Below are 17,242 nucleotides of genomic sequence, written 5' to 3' on the forward strand. Positions count from 1 at the left end.
AGTAGCCCCGAAGGGGCGTATCGAGACCCACCGTCCCCAGCACGCCGGCCCTGCAGACCCGCCGTCCGACGCCGGCGTTCCGGCGTGACCCGCTCCCGCACACAGCGACGGCGCCGCAGCCGAGGCTGCGACGCCGTGCGCGGACCTCGCCGGGCTAGCTCGTCGCCGCCGGCACCGCCTGCTCGCCGATGCGCCCCGTGCGGATGACGCGGTCGAGCAGCAGGTCGAAGTTGTGCGCCATCTCCTGCGCGCTCTCGCCCGGCCAGACGTGCACCGGCTTCGCAGCGCCCTGCGCCTGCTGGAGCGAGGTGCGCTCGGGCAGCTGCGGGCTGAGGACCAGAGGGCCGAACATGTCGCGCAGCTCCTTGATCCGGAACTGGTGCTCGAGCGACTGCACGCGCGCGCGGTTGACGATGATGCCGAGCGGCTGCAGGCGCGGGCTGAGACCGCGGCGGATCTCCTCGATCGCGCGCAGCGCGCGGTCGGCGGCGGCCACCGAGAACAGGCCCGGCTCGGTGACCACGGCGACCCGGTCGCTCGCGGCCCAGGCCGTGCGGGTGAGGGCGTTGAGCGAGGGCGCGCAGTCGATCAGGACGAGGTCGTAGTCGGCCTCGACGCTCGCGAGCGCCTCCTCGAGCTTCCAGATGTCGCGGATGCTGGGGTGCGGTCCGTCGAAGTTGATCGCGGACGGGCTGCCGATCAGGACGTCGATCGTGCCCTGGCGCTCCTTCGTCCAGCCGGAGGGCGCGATCGCCGAGCGGACGATCTTCTCCTTGGGCGACGTGAGGACGTCGGCGATGTTGAGGTGACCGGCGACGTTGATGTCCATGCCGGTGGAGACGTCGGACTGCGGGTCGAGGTCGACGACCAGCGTTCGCAGGCCCTTCGAGAACGCCGCGGATGCAAGGCCGAGCGTCACGGTGGTCTTGCCGACGCCGCCCTTGAGGGAGCTCACGCTGAGTACATGCATGGCTGAGTACTTTACTTTCCTCCGGGTGGGAGAACCTAACCGTTCCCTGCACACGGTTCCACTCGGCACCTAGCAGGCGCGAGGACGGGAGCCGAGCCCCCGTGCGCCGCCGGGCCCGTCGGTACACTGGCGGCAAGCGGAAGGAGGCTCGTTCGCATGGATGAGCGCAACGACGACCAGCCCGATCTCGACACCGGCCCGACTCCGCGGACGGCGCTCGACGCGGCGCGGGACTCCGAGCAGTACGCCCCGCGCGCGAGCGACACCGCTCCGACCCGCATCCCCGACGGCATCCGGCTGGACTCGCCCGCTCCGGCGCGCCGTCGGTCGAGCGCTCCGGCACCCGTGGAGGACCCGACGATCGACGTCGGACGCCTCGGCATCCCGGACGCACCGGGCGCCGTCCGGCCCGTCTCGGCCGGCATCGCCTCGCGCGACGAGGTGTCGGTGCTCCCCGAGGACTCGGGCGAGCGGCCGCGCGGTCGCGGCGAGCAGCGTCCTGCCGAGCCCGCCCCGGAGATCGAGCACGAGCCCGACACGGCTGCCGCGGATCCGGCTCCCGGCGTCACCCGGCGCGACCGCCTCCGCGCCGAGTCCGGCACCGGCGGGTCGTCCTCCGCGCCCGAGTCCGCGTCGATGCTGACCCCCGACCGGCTCCTCGAGGTCAACCGCAAGACCCGGCCCGCGCCGACCGGCGGCTGGAACCGCTTCGTCTACGGCCTCACCTTCCACACCGTCAACCTCGGCGACTCCGCGAAGGTCCAGGCCTGGAAGGCGATGGACGAGCGGATCGGCCGCCAGTTCGAGGGCGGCACCCGCTTCGTCCCGGTGATGACCCGCAAGGGCGGCGTCGGCAAGACGACCGTCACGACCCTGCTCGGGATGGCCCTCGCCGACTCGCGCGAGGACCGCATCATCGCGGTCGACGCCAACCCCGACCGCGGCACCCTCGCCGAGCGCGTCCCCAAGCAGACCCGCTCGACCGTCCGCGACGTCGTCAACCGCGCCGCCGGCGTGACCGGCTTCACCGAGTTCTCGACGATGGTCTCGCGCGACGAGACCCGGCTCGACGTGCTCGCCTCGGACACGGACCCGCAGCTCTCCGAGGCCTTCGACGAGGACGACTACAACGTCGTCGCCGATCTCGTCGAGCGCTTCTACTCGATCATGCTCACCGACTGCGGCACCGGCATCGTGCACTCCGTGATGCGCGCGACGCTGCAGCGCGCGGACAGCGTCGTGATCGTCTCCGGCGGCAGCGTCGACGAGGCGCGCCTGGCCTCCGAGACCCTGACCTGGCTCGACGCCAACGGCTACGGCGATCTCGTCCGGAACGCCGTCGTCGCGCTGAACACCGCGACGCAGGGCACCAGCCTTGTGAAGCTCGAGGAGATCGAGTCGCACTTCCGCTCGCGCGTGCGCGACATCGTCCGCATCCCGTACGACCCGGTGCTCGCCGCCGGCTCGGTCGTCAAGTGGGAGCAGCTGCGCCCGGCGACCCAGGAGGCGGCGCGCCTGCTCGCTGCGCTCGTCGTCGAGGGCATCCCGGTCCGTCGTGCCTGACGCGGTTCTGCAGGACGCCGTGGCGGTCGACTCCACGGAGACCCTGACGTTCGATCTGATCGTGCTCGGCGCCGGTTCCGGGAACTCGATCGTCGGCCCGGAGTGGGCCGGCTCCCGCGTCGCGATCCTCGACGACGGCGAGTGGTTCGGCGGCACCTGCCTCAACGCCGGCTGCATCCCGACCAAGATGTTCGTGCACGTCGCCGACATCGTGACCGACGTCGACCAGGGCGACCGGGTCGGCGTGCACGGCCGCGTGGCCCGGCCGGAGTGGGCCGAGGTGCGCGACCGCGTGTTCGGCCGCACCGACGCCATCAGCGCCGGCGGCCTCGACTACCGGGCGAACCGGTCCGAGAACGTCACCGTGCTGCGAGAGAGCTTCGGCTTCGAGTCGCTCGGCGACGGCGACCGGCCGCACGTGCTGGTCAGCGCGAGCGGCGTCCGGATCAGCGCACCGCAGGTGGTCGTCGCCGCGGGCTCGCGTCCGCGTCCGCTCCTCGCGGCCTACGAGCCCGACCCGCGGATCCACGACTCCGACTCGATCATGCGGATCGACGAGCTCCCCGCACGGATGCTCGTGCTCGGCGGCGGTGCGGTGGCGGTCGAGTTCGCCCACATCTTCTCGGCCTTCGGCACCGCGGTGACGGTCGCCGTCCGCGGCGACCGTCTGCTCCGCTCGCTCGACGAGGGCATCGCCCGCGGCTTCACAGCGTTGGCGCGCGAGCGCTGGGACGTCCGCACCGGCGTCTCCGCCGAGAGCGTCGAGGCGACTCCGGGCGGACTCGTCACGACCTTCGACGACGGCTCCCGCGTCGAGACCGACACGATCCTCGTCGCCACCGGGCGCGACCCGAACAGCGACACCATCGCCGCGGCCTCCGTCGGCATCGACCTGCACCCGGACGGCCGTGTCGTCGTCGACGACGAGCAGCGGGTCCTCTCCGGCGGACGCGTCGTGCCAGGGCTCTTCGCGCTCGGCGACGTCTCCTCGGAGTGGCAGCTCAAGCACGTCGCCAACCACGAGGCGCGGCTCGTCGCGCACAACCTCCTGCACCCGGGCGAGATGCTCTCGAACACCCTCGCCCCCGTGCCCGGCGCGATCTTCGCGCACCCGCAGATCGCGCACTTCGGCCTCACCGAGAAGGAGGCGGGGGAGCGCGGCATCGACGTCGTCGCCGTCACCCAGGAGTTCGGCTCCACCGCCTACGGCTGGGCGATGGAGGACGACTCGAGCATCTGCACCCTCGTCGTCGGACTCGACGGCGAGCTGCTCGGCGCGCACCTGATGGGCCCGCAGGCGAGTATCCTCATTCAGCCGCTCGTCCAGGCCGCCAGCGCGGGGGTCGGGATCCGCGGCCTCGCCCGCAGCCAGTACTGGCCGCACCCCGCGGCGAGCGAAGTCGTCGAGAACGCCCTCCTCTCCGCCGAGGAGGCACTGAGGGAGCGCACCGCATGACCGAACGCCAGATCCGGATCTTCGGCGATCCCGTCCTGAAGACGGTGTCCGCCCCGATCGAGACCGTCGACGACGGGATCCGCGGTCTGGTCGAGGACCTCGTCGACAGCGTGCGCACCCCCGGGCGCGCCGGCGTCGCCGCCCCGCAGATCGGCGTCAACCTCCGCGCCTTCAGCTACAACGTCGACGGCGCCGTCGGCTACATCCTCAACCCCGAGATCGTCGAGCTCAGCGGCGAGCCCGAGCCCGTCGACGAGGGCTGCCTCTCCGTCCCCAACCTCTGGTACCCCGCGATCCGCTACCCGCACGCAAAGGTCCGCGGCACCGACCTCGACGGCAACGAGGTCGTCCTCGAGGGCGACGGCCTGATGGCCCAGGCCCTCCAGCACGAGTGCGACCACCTCGACGGCCGCCTCTACCTCGACCGCCTCTCCAAGGACGACCGCCGAGCCGCCATGAAGGAAGTCCGCGAGAGCTCCTGGTTCTGAGCTGATTCCGAGCCGGTCCCTGCCCGGCTCGGCGCGGTCGGCTCTCCGAGGTGGCCGCGTTCCGCAGAGCGTCGTGCGTCCGCCGACGGGAAAGCGCTCGGACGCGCTTTCCCGGATACGGCTCGGCCTTCGGCCATCGCGCTTCGGCCGGCTTGCGCAGCATGCTGATCGAGTAGGCCGCGGAGCGGGCGTATCGAGATCCACCCGCGTCAGAACAAGAATCTGCAGAGCCGCCCTGCTGGCGAGGGCGGGTCTCGATACGCCCCTGCGGGGCTACTCGACCAGCATGAGTGTGCCCATGCTGATCGAGTAGGCCGCGGACCGGGCGTATCGAGATCCACCGTGGTGCAGACGTGGACCAGTCAGCGGAGGCTGATGCCCTCGGTGGCCGGGGCGGCGCTGTAGACGCTGCTGATGGTCGCGGCGAAGTCGTCGAGGATGACGTTCCGCTTGATGCTCATCTTCGGGGTGAGGTGTCCGCTCGCCTCGGTGAACTCGGTGGGCAGGATCACGAACTTGCGGATCGACTCGGCGCGCGAGACGCGGGCGTTCGCGGCGTCGACGGCGCGCTGCACCTCCGCGAGGACGGCCGGGTTCACCGCCGCCTGATCGAGCGAGAGCTTCGCGTCCTGGCCGTTGTTCGCGAGCCAGGTCGGCAGCATCTCGGGGTCGAGGGTCACCAGCGCCGCGATGAACGGGCGCTGGTCGCCGACGACGACGACTTGGCCGACGAGCGGGTTCGCGCGGATCGGGTCCTCGAGCGCGGCCGGCGCGACGTTCTTGCCGCCCGCGGTGACGATGATCTCCTTCTTGCGCCCGGTGACGCGGAGGTAGCCCTCCTCGTCGAGCGAGCCGAGGTCGCCGGTCTTGAACCACTCGCCGTCGAAGGCCTCGGCCGTCGCCTTCTCGTCGTTCCAGTAGCCGCCGAAGACGTCGATCCCGCGCACCTGGATCTCGCCGTCCGCCGCGATCCGGATGGAGCAGCCGGGCATCGCCGGGCCGACCGAGCCGATCTTGAACCGCTCGGTCCGGTTGACCGTCGCGGGCGCCGTCGTCTCGGTGAGCCCGTAGCCCTCGAGGATCTTGATGCCGAGACTGTGGAAGAAGTGGCCCAGCCGGTCGCCGAGCGGCGCCGATCCGGACACCGCGAAGCGGACGTTGCCGCCCATCGCCGTGCGCAGCTTCGAGTAGACGAGCCGGTCGAAGAGCAGGAACTGCAGCTTCAGCGCGAGCGGCACCGAGCCGGCCTCGACGGCGATCGAGTGGGCGACGGCGACATCGGCCGCGCGCCGGAAGATCCTGCCCTTGCCGCCGGCCTCGGCCTTCTGCTCGGCCGAGTTGTAGACCTTCTCGAACACCCGCGGCACGGCCAGCAGGAACGTCGGCTTGAAGGAGCCGAGCGAGGGGAGCAGCTGCTTCGTGTCGGCCTGGTGCCCGACCTTGACCCCGCCGTGGACGCAGAGGATCGCGATGAAGCGGGCGAACACGTGCGCGGTCGTGATGAAGAGGAGCGTCGAGGCGCCCGGCTGGTGGATCAGCTCCGTGAGCGCGACCGCGGAGTTGCGGCTCAGCTCGACGAAGTTGGAGTGCCGGATGATGCAGCCCTTGGGGCGGCCGGTCGAGCCGGAGGTGTAGATGATCGTCGCGATGTCCGCACCGGTGGCGATCGAGCGGCGGCGCTCGATCTCGGCGTCCGGCACGTCCACCCCGCGCGCGGCCAGCTTGTCGAGGTCGCCCAGGCCGATCTGCCAGGCGAGCCGGACGTCCGGGAGATCCGGGCGGACCTCGTCGAAGCGGGCGAAGTGGTCCGCCGTCTCGACGATGACGGCCCGCGCTCCGGAGTCGAACAGGTTCCACTGCACCTGCGCGGGAGAGGAGGTCTCGTACACCGGCACGAGCACGCCGCCCGCGAACCAGACGGCGAAGTCGATCAGCGTCCACTCGTAGCGGGTCTTGCAGATCAGGCCGACCTTGTCGCCGGGCTCGATGCCCGCCGCGACGAGTCCCTTCGCGAGCGCGGTCACCTGGTCGAGGAACTCGCGGGCGGTGACGTCGCGCCAGCCGCCGGCCTCGGGGAGGGCGAAGAGCGCCCGGTCGGGCGTCTCCCGCACGCGGTCGAGCAGCAGCGCCGTCGTGTTGGCCTGCGGATCCGGCGCGACCACGAGGGGGGAATCGAACTGCTCCACGGCAACTCCTTCGGTACCTGAATGATTGTCGGGTCCAGCCTACCGGCGCATCCCGACTGTGTATCCACTCAGGATAACGATCCGCACGTCGGTTCTCGGCGGGTCACTACACTCGATGTGGCCGCCGCTCCAGGGCGGACCCGCGGCGCAGCGGCGTCGGAGGCTAGCGGAAGGCGGTTCGCGTGCACGCGATCGGTATCGACATCGGCGGCACGAAGATCGCGGGAGCGCTGGTCGACGAGTTCGGCGGCATCGTCCGCGAGGACCGCCAGCCGACGCCCGCCGGTCATCCCGAGCTCATCGTCGACGTCGTCGTCGAGATGGTGGCGCGCCTGCGCGAGGGCCTGCCCGCCGGCGACGTCTCCGCTGTCGGCGTCGCCGCGGCCGGCTTCATCGACGCCTCGCAGTCGATCGTCTACTACGCCCCCAACATCAACTGGCGCAACGAGCCCTTCCGCGAGAAGCTCTCGGCGCGGATCGACCTGCCGATCATCATCGAGAACGACGCCAACGCGGCCGGCTGGGCCGAGTTCCGCTACGGCGCCGGCCGACTGGTGAGCGACATGCTGATGCTCACGATCGGCACCGGCGTCGGCGGCGCGATCGTCATCAACGACCGGCTCCTGCGCGGCGGCTTCGGCGCGGCGGCGGAGATCGGCCACATGCGGGTCGTCCCCGGCGGCCTGCCCTGCGGCTGCGGTGCTCGCGGCTGCATCGAGCAGTACGGCTCCGGCCGCGCACTGCAGCGCTTCGCCGCCGAGCTCGCCGACGCCGGCGGGATCGGCCAGGGCATCGCCGACGCGCGTGCGAGGAACGGCGGCGAGCTCGACGGCGGCGTCATCGCCGAGCTGATCAGCGCCGGCGACCTGGGCGCCCTCGCGGCCCTCCGCCAGCTCGGCCACTGGCTCGGCGAGGCGGCGGCGAGCCTGAGCGCGGTCCTCGACCCGCAGATGTTCGTGATCGGCGGGGGAGTGGCGCAGGCCGGCGACCTGCTGCTCGACCCGATCCGCCAGGCCTACCTCGACAACCTGCCCGCCCGGGGGTACCACCCCGAACCCGAGTTCCGCATCGCGGAGCTCGTCAACGACGCGGGGGTCGTCGGCGCCGCCGACCTCGCCCGCCTGCACGCGAGCTCGCTGTGACCCCGGTCGCGGACCGCTGAGGAGCGCCCCTTGTTCTACTGGTTCATGAAGCACATCGTCGCGGGGCCCCTGCTCAAGACGATCTTCCGGCCCTGGGTGGTCGGCGCCGACCGCGTCCCGGCCACCGGCGGCGTCATCCTGGCGAGCAACCACCTCTCCTTCATCGACTCGGTGTTCCTCCCGCTGGTGATCGAGCGCAACATGGTCTTCCTCGCCAAGAGCGACTACTTCACCGGCAAGGGCCTGAAGGGCTGGGCGACGAAGCTCTTCTTCACCGCCACCGGCATGCTGCCGATCGACCGCTCCGGTGGCAAGGCGTCCGAGGCCTCGCTGAACACGGGGCTCCGCGTCCTGGCTGGCGGTGAGGCGCTCGGCATCTATCCCGAGGGCACCCGCAGCCCCGACGGACGGATGTACCGCGGCCGCACCGGCGTCGCGCGGATGGTCCTCGAGGCGCGGGTGCCCGTCGTCCCGGTGGCGATGATCGACACCGCCCGCATCATGCCGATCGGCAAGCGGCTGCCCAAGCTCGGGCGCATCGGCATCGTCTTCGGCGAGCCGCTGGACTTCAGCCGCTTCGAGGGCATGGAGGGCGACCGCTTCATCCTCCGCTCGATCACCGACGAGATCATGTACGAGCTGCTGGCTCTGAGCGGCCAGGAGTACCTCGATGTCTACGCGACCTCGGTCAAGGAGAAGCGCGCGGCCCTGCTGCGCTGAACCCGCCGCGCCGAGCCGGCCGCACAGCGCCGGGTCCGGTGGGCCGACTGCGCGCACCTCCGGAGAACGCTCCGCCGAGCCGATAAGCTCGTCAACCGTCGCCGTCCGACCGGGCGGCGATCACTGCGCGCGCCGCGCGCCCGTCAGAACCAGGAACCCTCGTGGTCATCGATCCGAACGAACCGTACGTCCTCGCCGCCCCCTCCGTGGTCGCCGGCCTGGACTACTGGCGTGAGCTCGAGGTCAAGCAGCAGCCGAACTGGCCGGACGCCGCCGCCGTCGCCGCCGCGTCCGCCGAGGTCGCCGCGCTGCCCCCGCTCGTCTTCGCCGGCGAGGTCGACCAGCTGCGCGAGCGCCTCGGCGCCGCGGCCCGCGGCGAGGCCTTCCTGCTGCAGGGCGGCGACTGCGCCGAGACCTTCACCGGCGCGACCGCGGACCAGATCCGCAACCGCGTGAAGACCGTGCTGCAGATGGCCGTCGTCCTGACCTACGGCGCGAGCATGCCCGTCATCAAGATGGGCCGCATGGCGGGCCAGTTCGCCAAGCCCCGCTCGAGCGACCTCGAGACCCGCGGCGACGTGACGCTGCCCGCCTACCGCGGCGACATCGTCAACGGCTACGACTTCACTCCGGAGTCGCGGACCGCCGACCCGCGCCGCATCGTGCAGGGCTACCACACGGCCGCCTCGACGCTGAACCTCATCCGCGCCTTCACCCAGGGCGGCTTCGCCGACCTGCGCCTCGTGCACTACTGGAACAAGGGCTTCACCGAGAACCCGCAGAACCAGCGCTACGAGCAGCTCGCCCGCGAGATCGACCGCGCGGTGAAGTTCATGGTGGCCTGCGGCGCGGACTTCGAGGGCATGAAGCGCACGGAGTTCTACACCGGCCACGAGGGCCTGCTGATGGACTACGAGCGCCCGATGACGCGGATCGACTCGCGCACCGGCACGCCGTACAACACCTCCAGCCACTTCATCTGGATCGGCGAGCGCACCCGCGAGCTCGACGGCGCGCACGTCGACTTCCTCTCGCGCGTCCGCAACCCGATCGGCGTCAAGCTCGGCCCGTCGACGACGCCCGAGACGATGCTCGAGCTGATCGACAAGCTCGACCCGGACCGCGAGCCCGGCCGCCTCACCTTCATCACGCGGATGGGCGCCGGCAGGATCCGCGACGCCCTGCCGCCGCTGCTCGAGGCGGTCAAGGCGAGCGACGCGCTGCCGCTCTGGGTCACCGACCCGATGCACGGCAACGGCCTGACGACGCCCACCGGCTACAAGACCCGTCGCTTCGACGACGTGGTCGACGAGGTCAAGGGCTTCTTCGAGGCGCACCGCGCCGCGGGCACGCACCCGGGCGGCATCCACGTCGAGCTCACCGGCGACGACGTCACCGAGTGCCTCGGCGGCTCGGAGCACATCGACGAGGCGACCCTCGCGACGCGCTACGAGTCGGTCTGCGACCCCCGCCTCAACCACATGCAGTCCCTCGAGCTGGCCTTCCTCGTCGCCGAGGAGCTGCGCGAGCGCTGAGCCGCCCGCTGCCCGCCAGCGGGCCCTCCCTGCCGATCGAGGAGCCCGCTGGGCGGGCCCGTCCTGCTGATCGAGGAGGCCGCTGAGCGGGCGCTCCCATGCTGATCGAGTAGCCCGCGGAGCGGGCGTATCGAGATCCACCGTTGTCTGGAGGCTGGGTCTCGATACGCCCCTGCGGGGCTACTCGACCAGCATGTTTCTGCTGCCGGTCGTGTGCCGGAGGCGGTTCATGCTGATCGAGGAGCCCGCGGAGCGGGCCCCTCCATGCTGATCGAGTAGCCCGCGGAGCGGGTGTATCGAGATCCACCGTCGTCAGATGGGTGGGTCTCGATACGCCCCCGCGGGGCTACTCGACCAGCATGTTTCCGCCGCTGGTCGTGTGCCCGCGGCAGTCTTCGCTGAGCGAGTAGTCGGCGCGGCGGGTCCTCCATGCTGATCGAGTAGCCCGCGGAGCGGGCGTATCGAGATCCACCGTTGTCAGGTGGGTGGGTCTCGATACGCCCCTGCGGGGCTACTCGACCAGCATGCCGACGCAGCATGCCGACGCAGCATGCCGACGCAGCATGCCGACGCAGCATGCCGACGCGGCATGCCGACGCGGCATGCCGACGCGGCGTGCCGACGCGGCATGCCGACGCGGCGTGCCGCGCTCGGCCGCAGTGCTCCGCGGTCAGATCGTGATCGTGATCGAGAGCTGGACCGTGGTGCCGCGCTGCACGAGGGCGCCCTCCTTGTCGGACTGGTTGGTCACCTTCGTCACCTCGTCCGGCACCTGGTCGATCAGCGGGGTCGTCAGGCCGTAGCTCCACTTCAGGTCGACGGAGCTGAGCGCGGCCTTCGCCTGGTCGCGGGTCATCCCGACGACGTTGGGGACGGCGACAGGCTGCGGGCCCTTGGAGACGACGACGGAGACGGTGTCGCCGGTGGTTGCGGGCGCCTCCGGGTTGATCTGGGTGAGGACGACGCCGGCGGCGACCGTGTCGCTCCAGTCTTCGCGCTCGCGGTCGAGGGCGAGCCCGGCGTCCTTCGCCGCGGCGGTCGCCTCGTCGACGGTGAGACCGACGACGTTGGGGATCGCCCCGAGGCTGACCGTCATCGCGATCGTGCTCGTCTCGGACATCGTCGCGGGCAGCTCGCCGCCGTCGGGCAGCGACGCCGAGACGACGACGCCCGCGGGGACGTCGGCGTCGAAGATCCGCGTCACCTCGCCCACGGTGAACGGCGCGGCCTGGATCGCGGCCGTCGCCTCCTCCTCGGAGACACCGGCCAGTGCAGGCACCTCGATCTGCCGCGGGCCGCTGGAGACGACCAGCGTCACGACCTCGCCCTTGTGCAGCCCCTGGCCGCCTGGCGGATCGGTGCTGAGCACGGTCCCGGCCGGCACGGTCAGGTCGTTCGCCTGCTGCGGCGACACCTCGAAGCCCTGGCTCACCAGCGCGGCCGTCGCGTCGTCCTGCGAGCGGCTCACCACGTCCGGCACGTTCACGATCGCGCCCGGGCCCTCGCCGTACCACCACGCGGTCCCGCCGCCGATGAGGGCGAGCAGCAGCACGATCACCGTCAGCAGCACGCCGCGGCGGCGCCGCGTGCGGCGCTTGGTCGCGAGCCGAGCGACCGCGTCGTCGTCGTCGCGCTGCTCGAGCTCCGCCGGCGAGCCCTCGATCACGGAGGTGTGCCCGGTCACCGCCTCGTCGAACAGCAGCGCGGTGGCGGGCTCCGCCACCGGAAGGGGGGTGACGGCCTGGGTGTCCGCGCCGCGGCGGTCGGTCGGCGTGATGCCCATCAGGCGCTCGGCCTCGAGCAGCTGCGCCAGCATCACGCCGGCGTCGCGCGGACGCATGTCCGGGTCGCGCTCCGTCGCCCAGAGCACGAGCTCGTCGAGCGAGGTCGGCACCGAGGGCACCTTCGCGCTGGGGTAGGGGACCGAGTCGTTCGCGTGCTGGTAGGCGATCTGCATCGGCTGCTCGCCCGTGAAGGGCTGCTCGCCGGTGAGCATCTCGTAGATCATGATGCCGATGGCGTAGATGTCGCTGCGGGTGTCGGCGGTGCCGCGGGTGACCAGCTCGGGGGAGAGGTACGCGATGGTGCCGAGCAGCGCCTGGCCGGAGGCGGTGTTCGCGCTCGCGGCGCGGGCGAGGCCGAAGTCGCCGATCTTGATCCGGCCGTCGTCGGCCAGCAGCACGTTCTCGGGCTTGAGGTCGCGGTGCAGGATCCCCGCCCGGTGCGCGGCCGCGAGGCCGGACAGCACCGAGTGCATGATGTCGACGACCTGCTGGGCCGTGAGCCGTCCGCGCTCCTTGAGCAGGTCGCGCAGGGTGATGCCGGGCAGGTACTCCATCACCAGATAGGCCATGTCGGAGTCCTGGCCCTGGTCGAAGACGCTGACCACGTTCGGGTGGGCCAGGCGGGCGGCGGAGCGCGCCTCCTGGACGAAGCGGTTCTTGAACGTCGCGTCGTCGGAGAGGTGTCCGTGCATCACCTTGATGGCGACCCGGCGCTCGAGGCGCTGGTCGTGCGCCAGGTAGACGGTGGCCATGCCGCCCCGCGCGATGCGGGAGCGCACCTCGTACCGGCCGTCGACGAGACGGCCGAGGAGAGGGTCGAGCTGGCTGGTGGTCACGCGACGAGTCTAGGCAAGACCCTCCGGACAACCGGCGTGCAACGCGGAGGCGGCTCGTGGCACTCTTGACGGGTGACCGACTCGTCCGCTGCCTCCGCCTCCCCGTCCGCTCCCGAGATCGAATGGCTGACCGTGCCCGATCTGGTCGAGCTCACCGGTCTCGGCGTCAGCCGGGTGCGCCGCCTCCTGGAGGAGCGCCACCTGCTCGGCACTCGCCGTGACGGCAAGCTCGTCGTCCCCTCCGTCTTCCTCCGCGACGGCGAGCCGCTCAGCGAGATCCGCGGCACGGCGATCCTGCTGTCGGACCAGGGCTTCTCGGACGACGAGGCGATCGACTGGCTGCTCGCGGACGAGGACAGCCTCGGCACCAGCCCCGTGCAGGCGCTGCTCGCCGGCCGCAAGGCCGAGGTCCGCCGCGTCGCCCAGGCGCTCGCCTGAGCCGAGCCGGCACCAGCGCGCCGGTCCCGGGCTGATCCGCTCTACGCCGTCCGGGCGGTGACCCGGTCGGCGAGCTCGCGGAGTTCCGCGAGGCCCTCCTCGCGCAGGGGCGCGTCCGGCAGCACGGCCAGCGCGGCCTCGACGTCGCGGGCGATCCGCTCCTCGAGCCGATCGAGCGCCCCGGAGCCCGCCACGATCTCCTGAGCGCGGGCGATGTCGTCGGCGCTCGCGTCCGCACGGCCGACCACGGCGTCGAGCTCGTCGCGCTCGCCCGCCGAGGCGGCTGCGCGGGCGAGGCCGAGCAGCACGGTCCGCTTGCCCTCGCGGAGGTCGTCGCCGGCCGGCTTCCCGGTCACGGCCGGATCGCCGAACACGCCGAGCACGTCGTCGCGCAGCTGGAAGGCGATGCCGAGAGGAAGGCCGAAGCGGCGCAGGGCGTCGATCTGGGCGTCGTCGCCGCCGCCGAGCGAGCCGCCGATGGTCAGCGGTGCCTCGATGCTGTACTTCGCGCTCTTGAAGACGACCACGCGCTCCGAGCGCTCGAGGTGCTCGTGCTCGGGGTGCTGCACCCAGGCGCTCTCCTCGAGGATGTCGAGGTACTGGCCCAGGGTCACCTCCGTGCGCATCAGGTTGAACTCCGCCCGGGCCCGCGCCGCGGCGGTGCGGTCCTCGAGCGCCCACTCGGCGTCCGCGAAGATCTCGTCGGACCAGACCAGCAGCAGATCGCCGAGGAGGATCGCGGAGGAGCGGCCGAACTCGTCCGCGTCGCCCGACCAGCCGCCGCCCGCGTGCAGCGACGCGAAGCGGCGGTGCGCCGAGGGGGCGCCCCGGCGGGTGTCGGAGTTGTCGATCACGTCGTCGTGGACCAGTGCCGCGGCGTGGAACAGCTCCAGGCTCGCGCCGACCCGCGCGACCGGATCCGAGGCGCTCCGGTGAGCGTCGCTCGGGACAGCGGAGACCGCCGTCCAGCCCGCCTCGCAGAAGCGCGCCCGGAAGCGCTTGCCCCCGCTGAGAAAGTCCCGCGAAAGGTCGCCGAGGGCGGAGACGTCCTCTCCGATGGAGCGCAGAATTGGCGTGCGCCCGGTGAGGAATTCATCGATTCGGAACTGGACGCGATCGACCAGACGAGTGCTGTGGTTCACCCGACCAGCCTATGCACCGATGGCGCCTGGCGCCTCGGCGGGCCGCGGTCTACACTGAAGCGCCACCAGCCCGGTCGAGCAGACCGCCCGCCCACCCTCGGTGCCGTCCCCGCCGGGTCGACGCCACACCCTGAAGGGGTCCCGATGCCGCTTTCGGAACACGAGCAACGGCTCCTCGACGAGATGGAGCGCAATCTCTATCAGAACGACGCCGACTTCGTCGCGGCGGTCAGCAAGGGCCGGGGCGGCACCAACTACCGCGCGCTCGTGCTCGGCATCCTCCTCGCCATCGTCGGCCTGGGAGTCCTCGTCGCCGGTGTGATCGTCCGTCAGCCCCTCGTGGGCGTCGCCGGCTTCGCGCTGATGCTGGCCGGCGTGGTCGTCGCGATGCGCCCCGCGCCCGGCGGCTCCACCACCTCCGGAATCCCCGAGGCGGGCCGGCCCTCGAAGCCGCGCTCCGCGAGCGGACGCCAGGGGTCCAACTTCATGGACCGTCTGAACGACCGGTGGGACAACCGCGGCGACGGCCGCTCCTAGCGCTCCACGGCGCGGGTCCTCCACCCCGCACCACCCACAGGGTCGATCCTCACGGATCGGCCCTTTTTTCATGCCCGGACGCTCCCCGGGAGTGCGATTCCCCTCCACTGCGCTCCACCGTGCTGGATCCGCAGAACGACGCGGATCGACGGGACCGTCCCGGCGCGCCGTGACGGTTCGGAGGGTTGTGGGTGGGGGGAAGTGGAGTACTGTGGGGCCCACACCAACCTTGGCCGGAGAGAAGTGGGGGCAGTCCGTTGTTCCTCGGCACTCATTCCCCCAAGCTCGACGAGAAGGGCCGCGTCATCCTTCCCGCCAAGTTCCGCGACGAGCTCTCCTCCGGAGTCGTCGTCACGCGCGGCCAGGAGCGGTGCCTCTACGTCTTCAGCCAGCGCGAGTTCGAGGCGATGCACGAGAAGATCCGCCAGGCGCCGGTCACCAGCAAGCAGGCCCGCGACTTCCTCCGCGTGTTCCTCTCCGGCGCCAGCGCCGAGACGCCGGACAAGCAGAACCGCATCACCCTCCCGGCGCCGCTGCGCGCCTACGCCGGTCTCGACCGCGACCTCACCGTCATCGGTGCGGGCAATCGCGCCGAGATCTGGGCCCAGGACGCCTGGGACAGCTACCTCACCGAGCAGGAGTCCGTGTTCTCCGACACCGAGGAGGAGGTGATCCCCGGACTGTTCTAGCTCCTGCCGCGCGACTCCCAGCCACTCGGCGCCCGGACGCACCTTCCCCGGTGTCCGGTCGTGAGCTGGATGGGGATCGGACGGCAGGAACAGGACGGCGGGACCGCCATGACAGAGAGCACCGAGAGCACCCCTGCGCACCGCGCCGACGTGAGCGCGGACGACGCGAGCAGCGCCGACGCACCCCGCGCCGACGTGCGCCCGACCGAGGAGCGGCACCTGCCCGTGCTCCTCGAGCGCTGCGTCGAGCTGCTCGCTCCGGCGCTCGAGCGCGACGGCGCCGTGCTCGTCGACGCGACGCTCGGCATGGGCGGCCACTCGCTCGCGCTGCTGGAGCGCTTCCCGCGCCTCCACCTCGTCGGCCTCGACCGCGACCGGGAGGCCCTCGAGCTGGCGGGCGCCCGGCTCGCCGCGCACTCCGCGCGGATCGACCTCGTGCACGCCGTCTACGACGAGCTGCCCGACGTCCTCGACGAGCTCGGCATCGACACGATCGACGGCGCACTGTTCGACCTCGGCGTCTCCTCGCTGCAGCTCGACGAGACCGAGCGCGGCTTCTCCTACTCCAAGGACGCTCCGCTGGACATGCGGATGGACGCGTCGGCGCCGCTCACCGCGGCGAGCATCCTCGCGGACTACGACGAGGTCGCGCTCCGGCGGATCTTCCACGAGTACGGCGAGGAGCGGCTCGCGGCGCGCTACGCCAAGAAGATCGTCGAGGCCCGCGCGTCGGCGCCGATCGTGCGCTCCGGCCGGCTCGTCGAGATCATCCAGGCGGCGACCCCGGTCGCGATCCAGCGCAACGGGCACCCGGCCAAGCGCGTCTTCCAGGCACTGCGCATCGAGGTCAACCAGGAGCTCTCCGTGCTCGAGCGGGCGATCCCCGCCGCACTCGGCCGCATCGCCGTCGGCGGGCGCCTCGTCGTCGAGGCGTACCAGTCGCTCGAGGACCGCATCGTCAAGCGCGCCCTGCAGGCCGCCTCCTCCTCCACGGCGCCGGTCGGCCTGCCGATGGAGCTGCCCGAGCACCGACCCGAGTTCCGGCTCGTCATCCGCGGCGCAGAGCTCGCCTCGGACGACGAGAAGGCCGCCAACCCCCGAGCAACACCCGTGCGACTGCGCGCGGCCGAGAGGATCAGGAGCACCGCATGAGCGCGACCGCCGTCATCGACCCCGTCATCGACCGCAGCACCGCACGACCGGCGCAGCCCGCCGAGCCGGCCCAGCGACCCCGCATCGAGGCGGTCCCCGCTCCGGCGCGCCAGGCCCGGCCGAAGCTCGTCTACGGGATCGTCGCCGTCGCGGGGCTGTTCGCGATCATCGTGATCCAGCTCCTGGTCAGCGTCGGCCTCTCCGAGGGCGCCTACCAGATCGCGACGCTGCAGGGCGAGCAGAAGACGCTCACCCGCGGCAACGCGGAGAAGCAGGACACGGTCGACACCCTCAGCTCGCCGCAGAACCTCGCGACCGCCGCGCAGGGCCTGGGCATGGTCGCGAACACCGCGCCCGTCTACCTCCGCCTCTCCGACGGTGCCGTGCTGGGCGATCCCGCCACCGCCGCCGCGAGCGAGGTCGGCACCGCCGCGACCGCCTCCGCCGTGCCGAACGCGCTGATCGCACCGCCGGCCGCCGCCGCCGCACCCGGCTCCGCCACGGCGGTCGCACCTCTGCAGGGCGAGCTGCCCGCCCCGATCACGCACTGACTCCGCCCGAGCACGCACTGAGCCGCTCCGACCACGCACCGAAGGGCCCCTAG

General features: G+C 71.8%; 15 protein-coding genes. 11 read left to right on the plus strand and 4 right to left on the minus strand.

Annotated features, from left to right (window positions below; genetic code table 11):
• Positions 1-154: 154 nt before the first annotated feature.
• A complete protein-coding gene (locus MT355_RS13105; RefSeq protein WP_123446122.1) occupies positions 155-970 on the minus strand; it encodes a ParA family protein in 816 nt (271 codons plus the stop codon).
• A 156-nt stretch (positions 971-1,126) separates the two neighbouring features.
• On the opposite strand from MT355_RS13105, the gene MT355_RS13110 reads away from it, so the two are divergent.
• Genes MT355_RS13110 through def form a run of 3 tightly spaced genes read left to right on the plus strand, consistent with a single transcriptional unit; the run spans position 1,127 to position 4,477 of the window.
• Positions 1,127-2,533: a MinD/ParA family protein gene (locus MT355_RS13110; RefSeq protein ID WP_243599883.1), complete on the plus strand. Its 1,407-nt coding sequence runs from the start codon at positions 1,127-1,129 to the stop codon at positions 2,531-2,533.
• Positions 2,526-3,989: a mycothione reductase gene (locus tag MT355_RS13115; protein WP_243599884.1), complete on the plus strand. Its 1,464-nt coding sequence runs from the start codon at positions 2,526-2,528 to the stop codon at positions 3,987-3,989. The genes MT355_RS13110 and MT355_RS13115 overlap by 8 nt, the downstream gene beginning before the upstream one ends.
• Entirely contained in the window at positions 3,986-4,477 is a 492-nt protein-coding gene (gene def, locus MT355_RS13120; RefSeq protein ID WP_243599885.1) for a peptide deformylase, read from the plus strand. Before MT355_RS13115 ends, def begins: the two co-directional genes overlap by 4 nt.
• Before the next feature lie 362 nt (positions 4,478-4,839).
• Here def and MT355_RS13125 read toward each other — a convergent pair whose 3' ends face one another.
• Positions 4,840-6,663, minus strand: a complete 1,824-nt coding sequence (locus MT355_RS13125) for a long-chain fatty acid--CoA ligase (RefSeq protein WP_123735899.1) — start codon at positions 6,661-6,663, stop codon at positions 4,840-4,842.
• Between the two features lie 182 nt (positions 6,664-6,845).
• Between MT355_RS13125 and MT355_RS13130 the strand changes: the two genes are divergently transcribed.
• The 3 genes from MT355_RS13130 (at position 6,846) to MT355_RS13140 (ending at position 10,060) form a co-directional block, all read left to right on the plus strand.
• Positions 6,846-7,805, plus strand: coding sequence for an ROK family glucokinase (locus MT355_RS13130; protein WP_123446125.1), 960 nt, complete (start codon positions 6,846-6,848; stop codon positions 7,803-7,805).
• Between the two features lie 30 nt (positions 7,806-7,835).
• Positions 7,836-8,525: a 1-acyl-sn-glycerol-3-phosphate acyltransferase gene (locus MT355_RS13135; RefSeq protein WP_123735898.1), complete on the plus strand. Its 690-nt coding sequence runs from the start codon at positions 7,836-7,838 to the stop codon at positions 8,523-8,525.
• 206 nt (positions 8,526-8,731) lie between these two features.
• Complete coding sequence (locus tag MT355_RS13140; protein ID WP_243600274.1) at positions 8,732-10,060, plus strand: class II 3-deoxy-7-phosphoheptulonate synthase; 1,329 nt, start codon at positions 8,732-8,734, stop codon at positions 10,058-10,060.
• Between the two features lie 670 nt (positions 10,061-10,730).
• Here the strand turns inward: MT355_RS13140 and pknB are convergent.
• On the minus strand, positions 10,731-12,680 hold the full coding sequence (gene pknB, locus MT355_RS13145; RefSeq protein WP_243599886.1) for a Stk1 family PASTA domain-containing Ser/Thr kinase: 1,950 nt from the start codon (positions 12,678-12,680) through the stop codon (positions 10,731-10,733).
• Between the two features lie 72 nt (positions 12,681-12,752).
• Here pknB and MT355_RS13150 point away from each other — a divergent pair, with 72 nt between their 5' ends.
• The gene (locus MT355_RS13150) at positions 12,753-13,118 is read left to right on the plus strand and encodes an Rv2175c family DNA-binding protein (RefSeq protein WP_243599887.1); all 366 of its coding nucleotides are present in this window, start codon (positions 12,753-12,755) and stop codon (positions 13,116-13,118) included.
• A 41-nt stretch (positions 13,119-13,159) separates the two neighbouring features.
• On the opposite strand, the gene MT355_RS13155 is transcribed toward MT355_RS13150, so the two are convergent.
• Complete coding sequence (locus MT355_RS13155; RefSeq protein ID WP_243599888.1) at positions 13,160-14,260, minus strand: polyprenyl synthetase family protein; 1,101 nt, start codon at positions 14,258-14,260, stop codon at positions 13,160-13,162.
• A 144-nt stretch (positions 14,261-14,404) separates the two neighbouring features.
• Here MT355_RS13155 and MT355_RS13160 point away from each other — a divergent pair, with 144 nt between their 5' ends.
• From MT355_RS13160 to MT355_RS13175, 4 genes are all read left to right on the plus strand, one after another.
• Positions 14,405-14,797: a DUF3040 domain-containing protein gene (locus MT355_RS13160; protein WP_123704544.1), complete on the plus strand. Its 393-nt coding sequence runs from the start codon at positions 14,405-14,407 to the stop codon at positions 14,795-14,797.
• A 257-nt stretch (positions 14,798-15,054) separates the two neighbouring features.
• Positions 15,055-15,486 (plus strand): division/cell wall cluster transcriptional repressor MraZ, encoded by a 432-nt coding sequence (gene mraZ / locus MT355_RS13165; protein WP_123446130.1) that lies wholly within the window; start codon positions 15,055-15,057, stop codon positions 15,484-15,486.
• Between the two features lie 108 nt (positions 15,487-15,594).
• The gene (gene rsmH / locus MT355_RS13170) at positions 15,595-16,638 is read left to right on the plus strand and encodes a 16S rRNA (cytosine(1402)-N(4))-methyltransferase RsmH (protein WP_243599889.1); all 1,044 of its coding nucleotides are present in this window, start codon (positions 15,595-15,597) and stop codon (positions 16,636-16,638) included.
• Positions 16,635-17,189: a hypothetical protein gene (locus tag MT355_RS13175; RefSeq protein WP_243599890.1), complete on the plus strand. Its 555-nt coding sequence runs from the start codon at positions 16,635-16,637 to the stop codon at positions 17,187-17,189. The genes rsmH and MT355_RS13175 overlap by 4 nt, the downstream gene beginning before the upstream one ends.
• The last annotated feature ends 53 nt before the right edge of the window (positions 17,190-17,242 follow it).

Origin of the sequence: Rathayibacter sp. VKM Ac-2929, assembly GCF_022815495.1 — a bacterium.
GTDB lineage: Bacteria > Actinomycetota > Actinomycetes > Actinomycetales > Microbacteriaceae > Rathayibacter > Rathayibacter festucae.

What these genes read in the sequence shown, in the direction of transcription:
- MT355_RS13105 (WP_123446122.1), bottom strand. Translation starts at nt 970, where the DNA reads ATGCATGTACTCAGCGTGAGCTCCCTCAAGGGCGGCGTCGGCAAGACC.
- MT355_RS13110 (WP_243599883.1), top strand. Translation starts at nt 1,127, where the DNA reads ATGGATGAGCGCAACGACGACCAGCCCGATCTCGACACCGGCCCGACT.
- def (WP_243599885.1), top strand. Translation starts at nt 3,986, where the DNA reads ATGACCGAACGCCAGATCCGGATCTTCGGCGATCCCGTCCTGAAGACG.
- MT355_RS13160 (WP_123704544.1), top strand. Translation starts at nt 14,405, where the DNA reads ATGCCGCTTTCGGAACACGAGCAACGGCTCCTCGACGAGATGGAGCGC.
- rsmH (WP_243599889.1), top strand. Translation starts at nt 15,595, where the DNA reads ATGACAGAGAGCACCGAGAGCACCCCTGCGCACCGCGCCGACGTGAGC.
- MT355_RS13175 (WP_243599890.1), top strand. Translation starts at nt 16,635, where the DNA reads ATGAGCGCGACCGCCGTCATCGACCCCGTCATCGACCGCAGCACCGCA.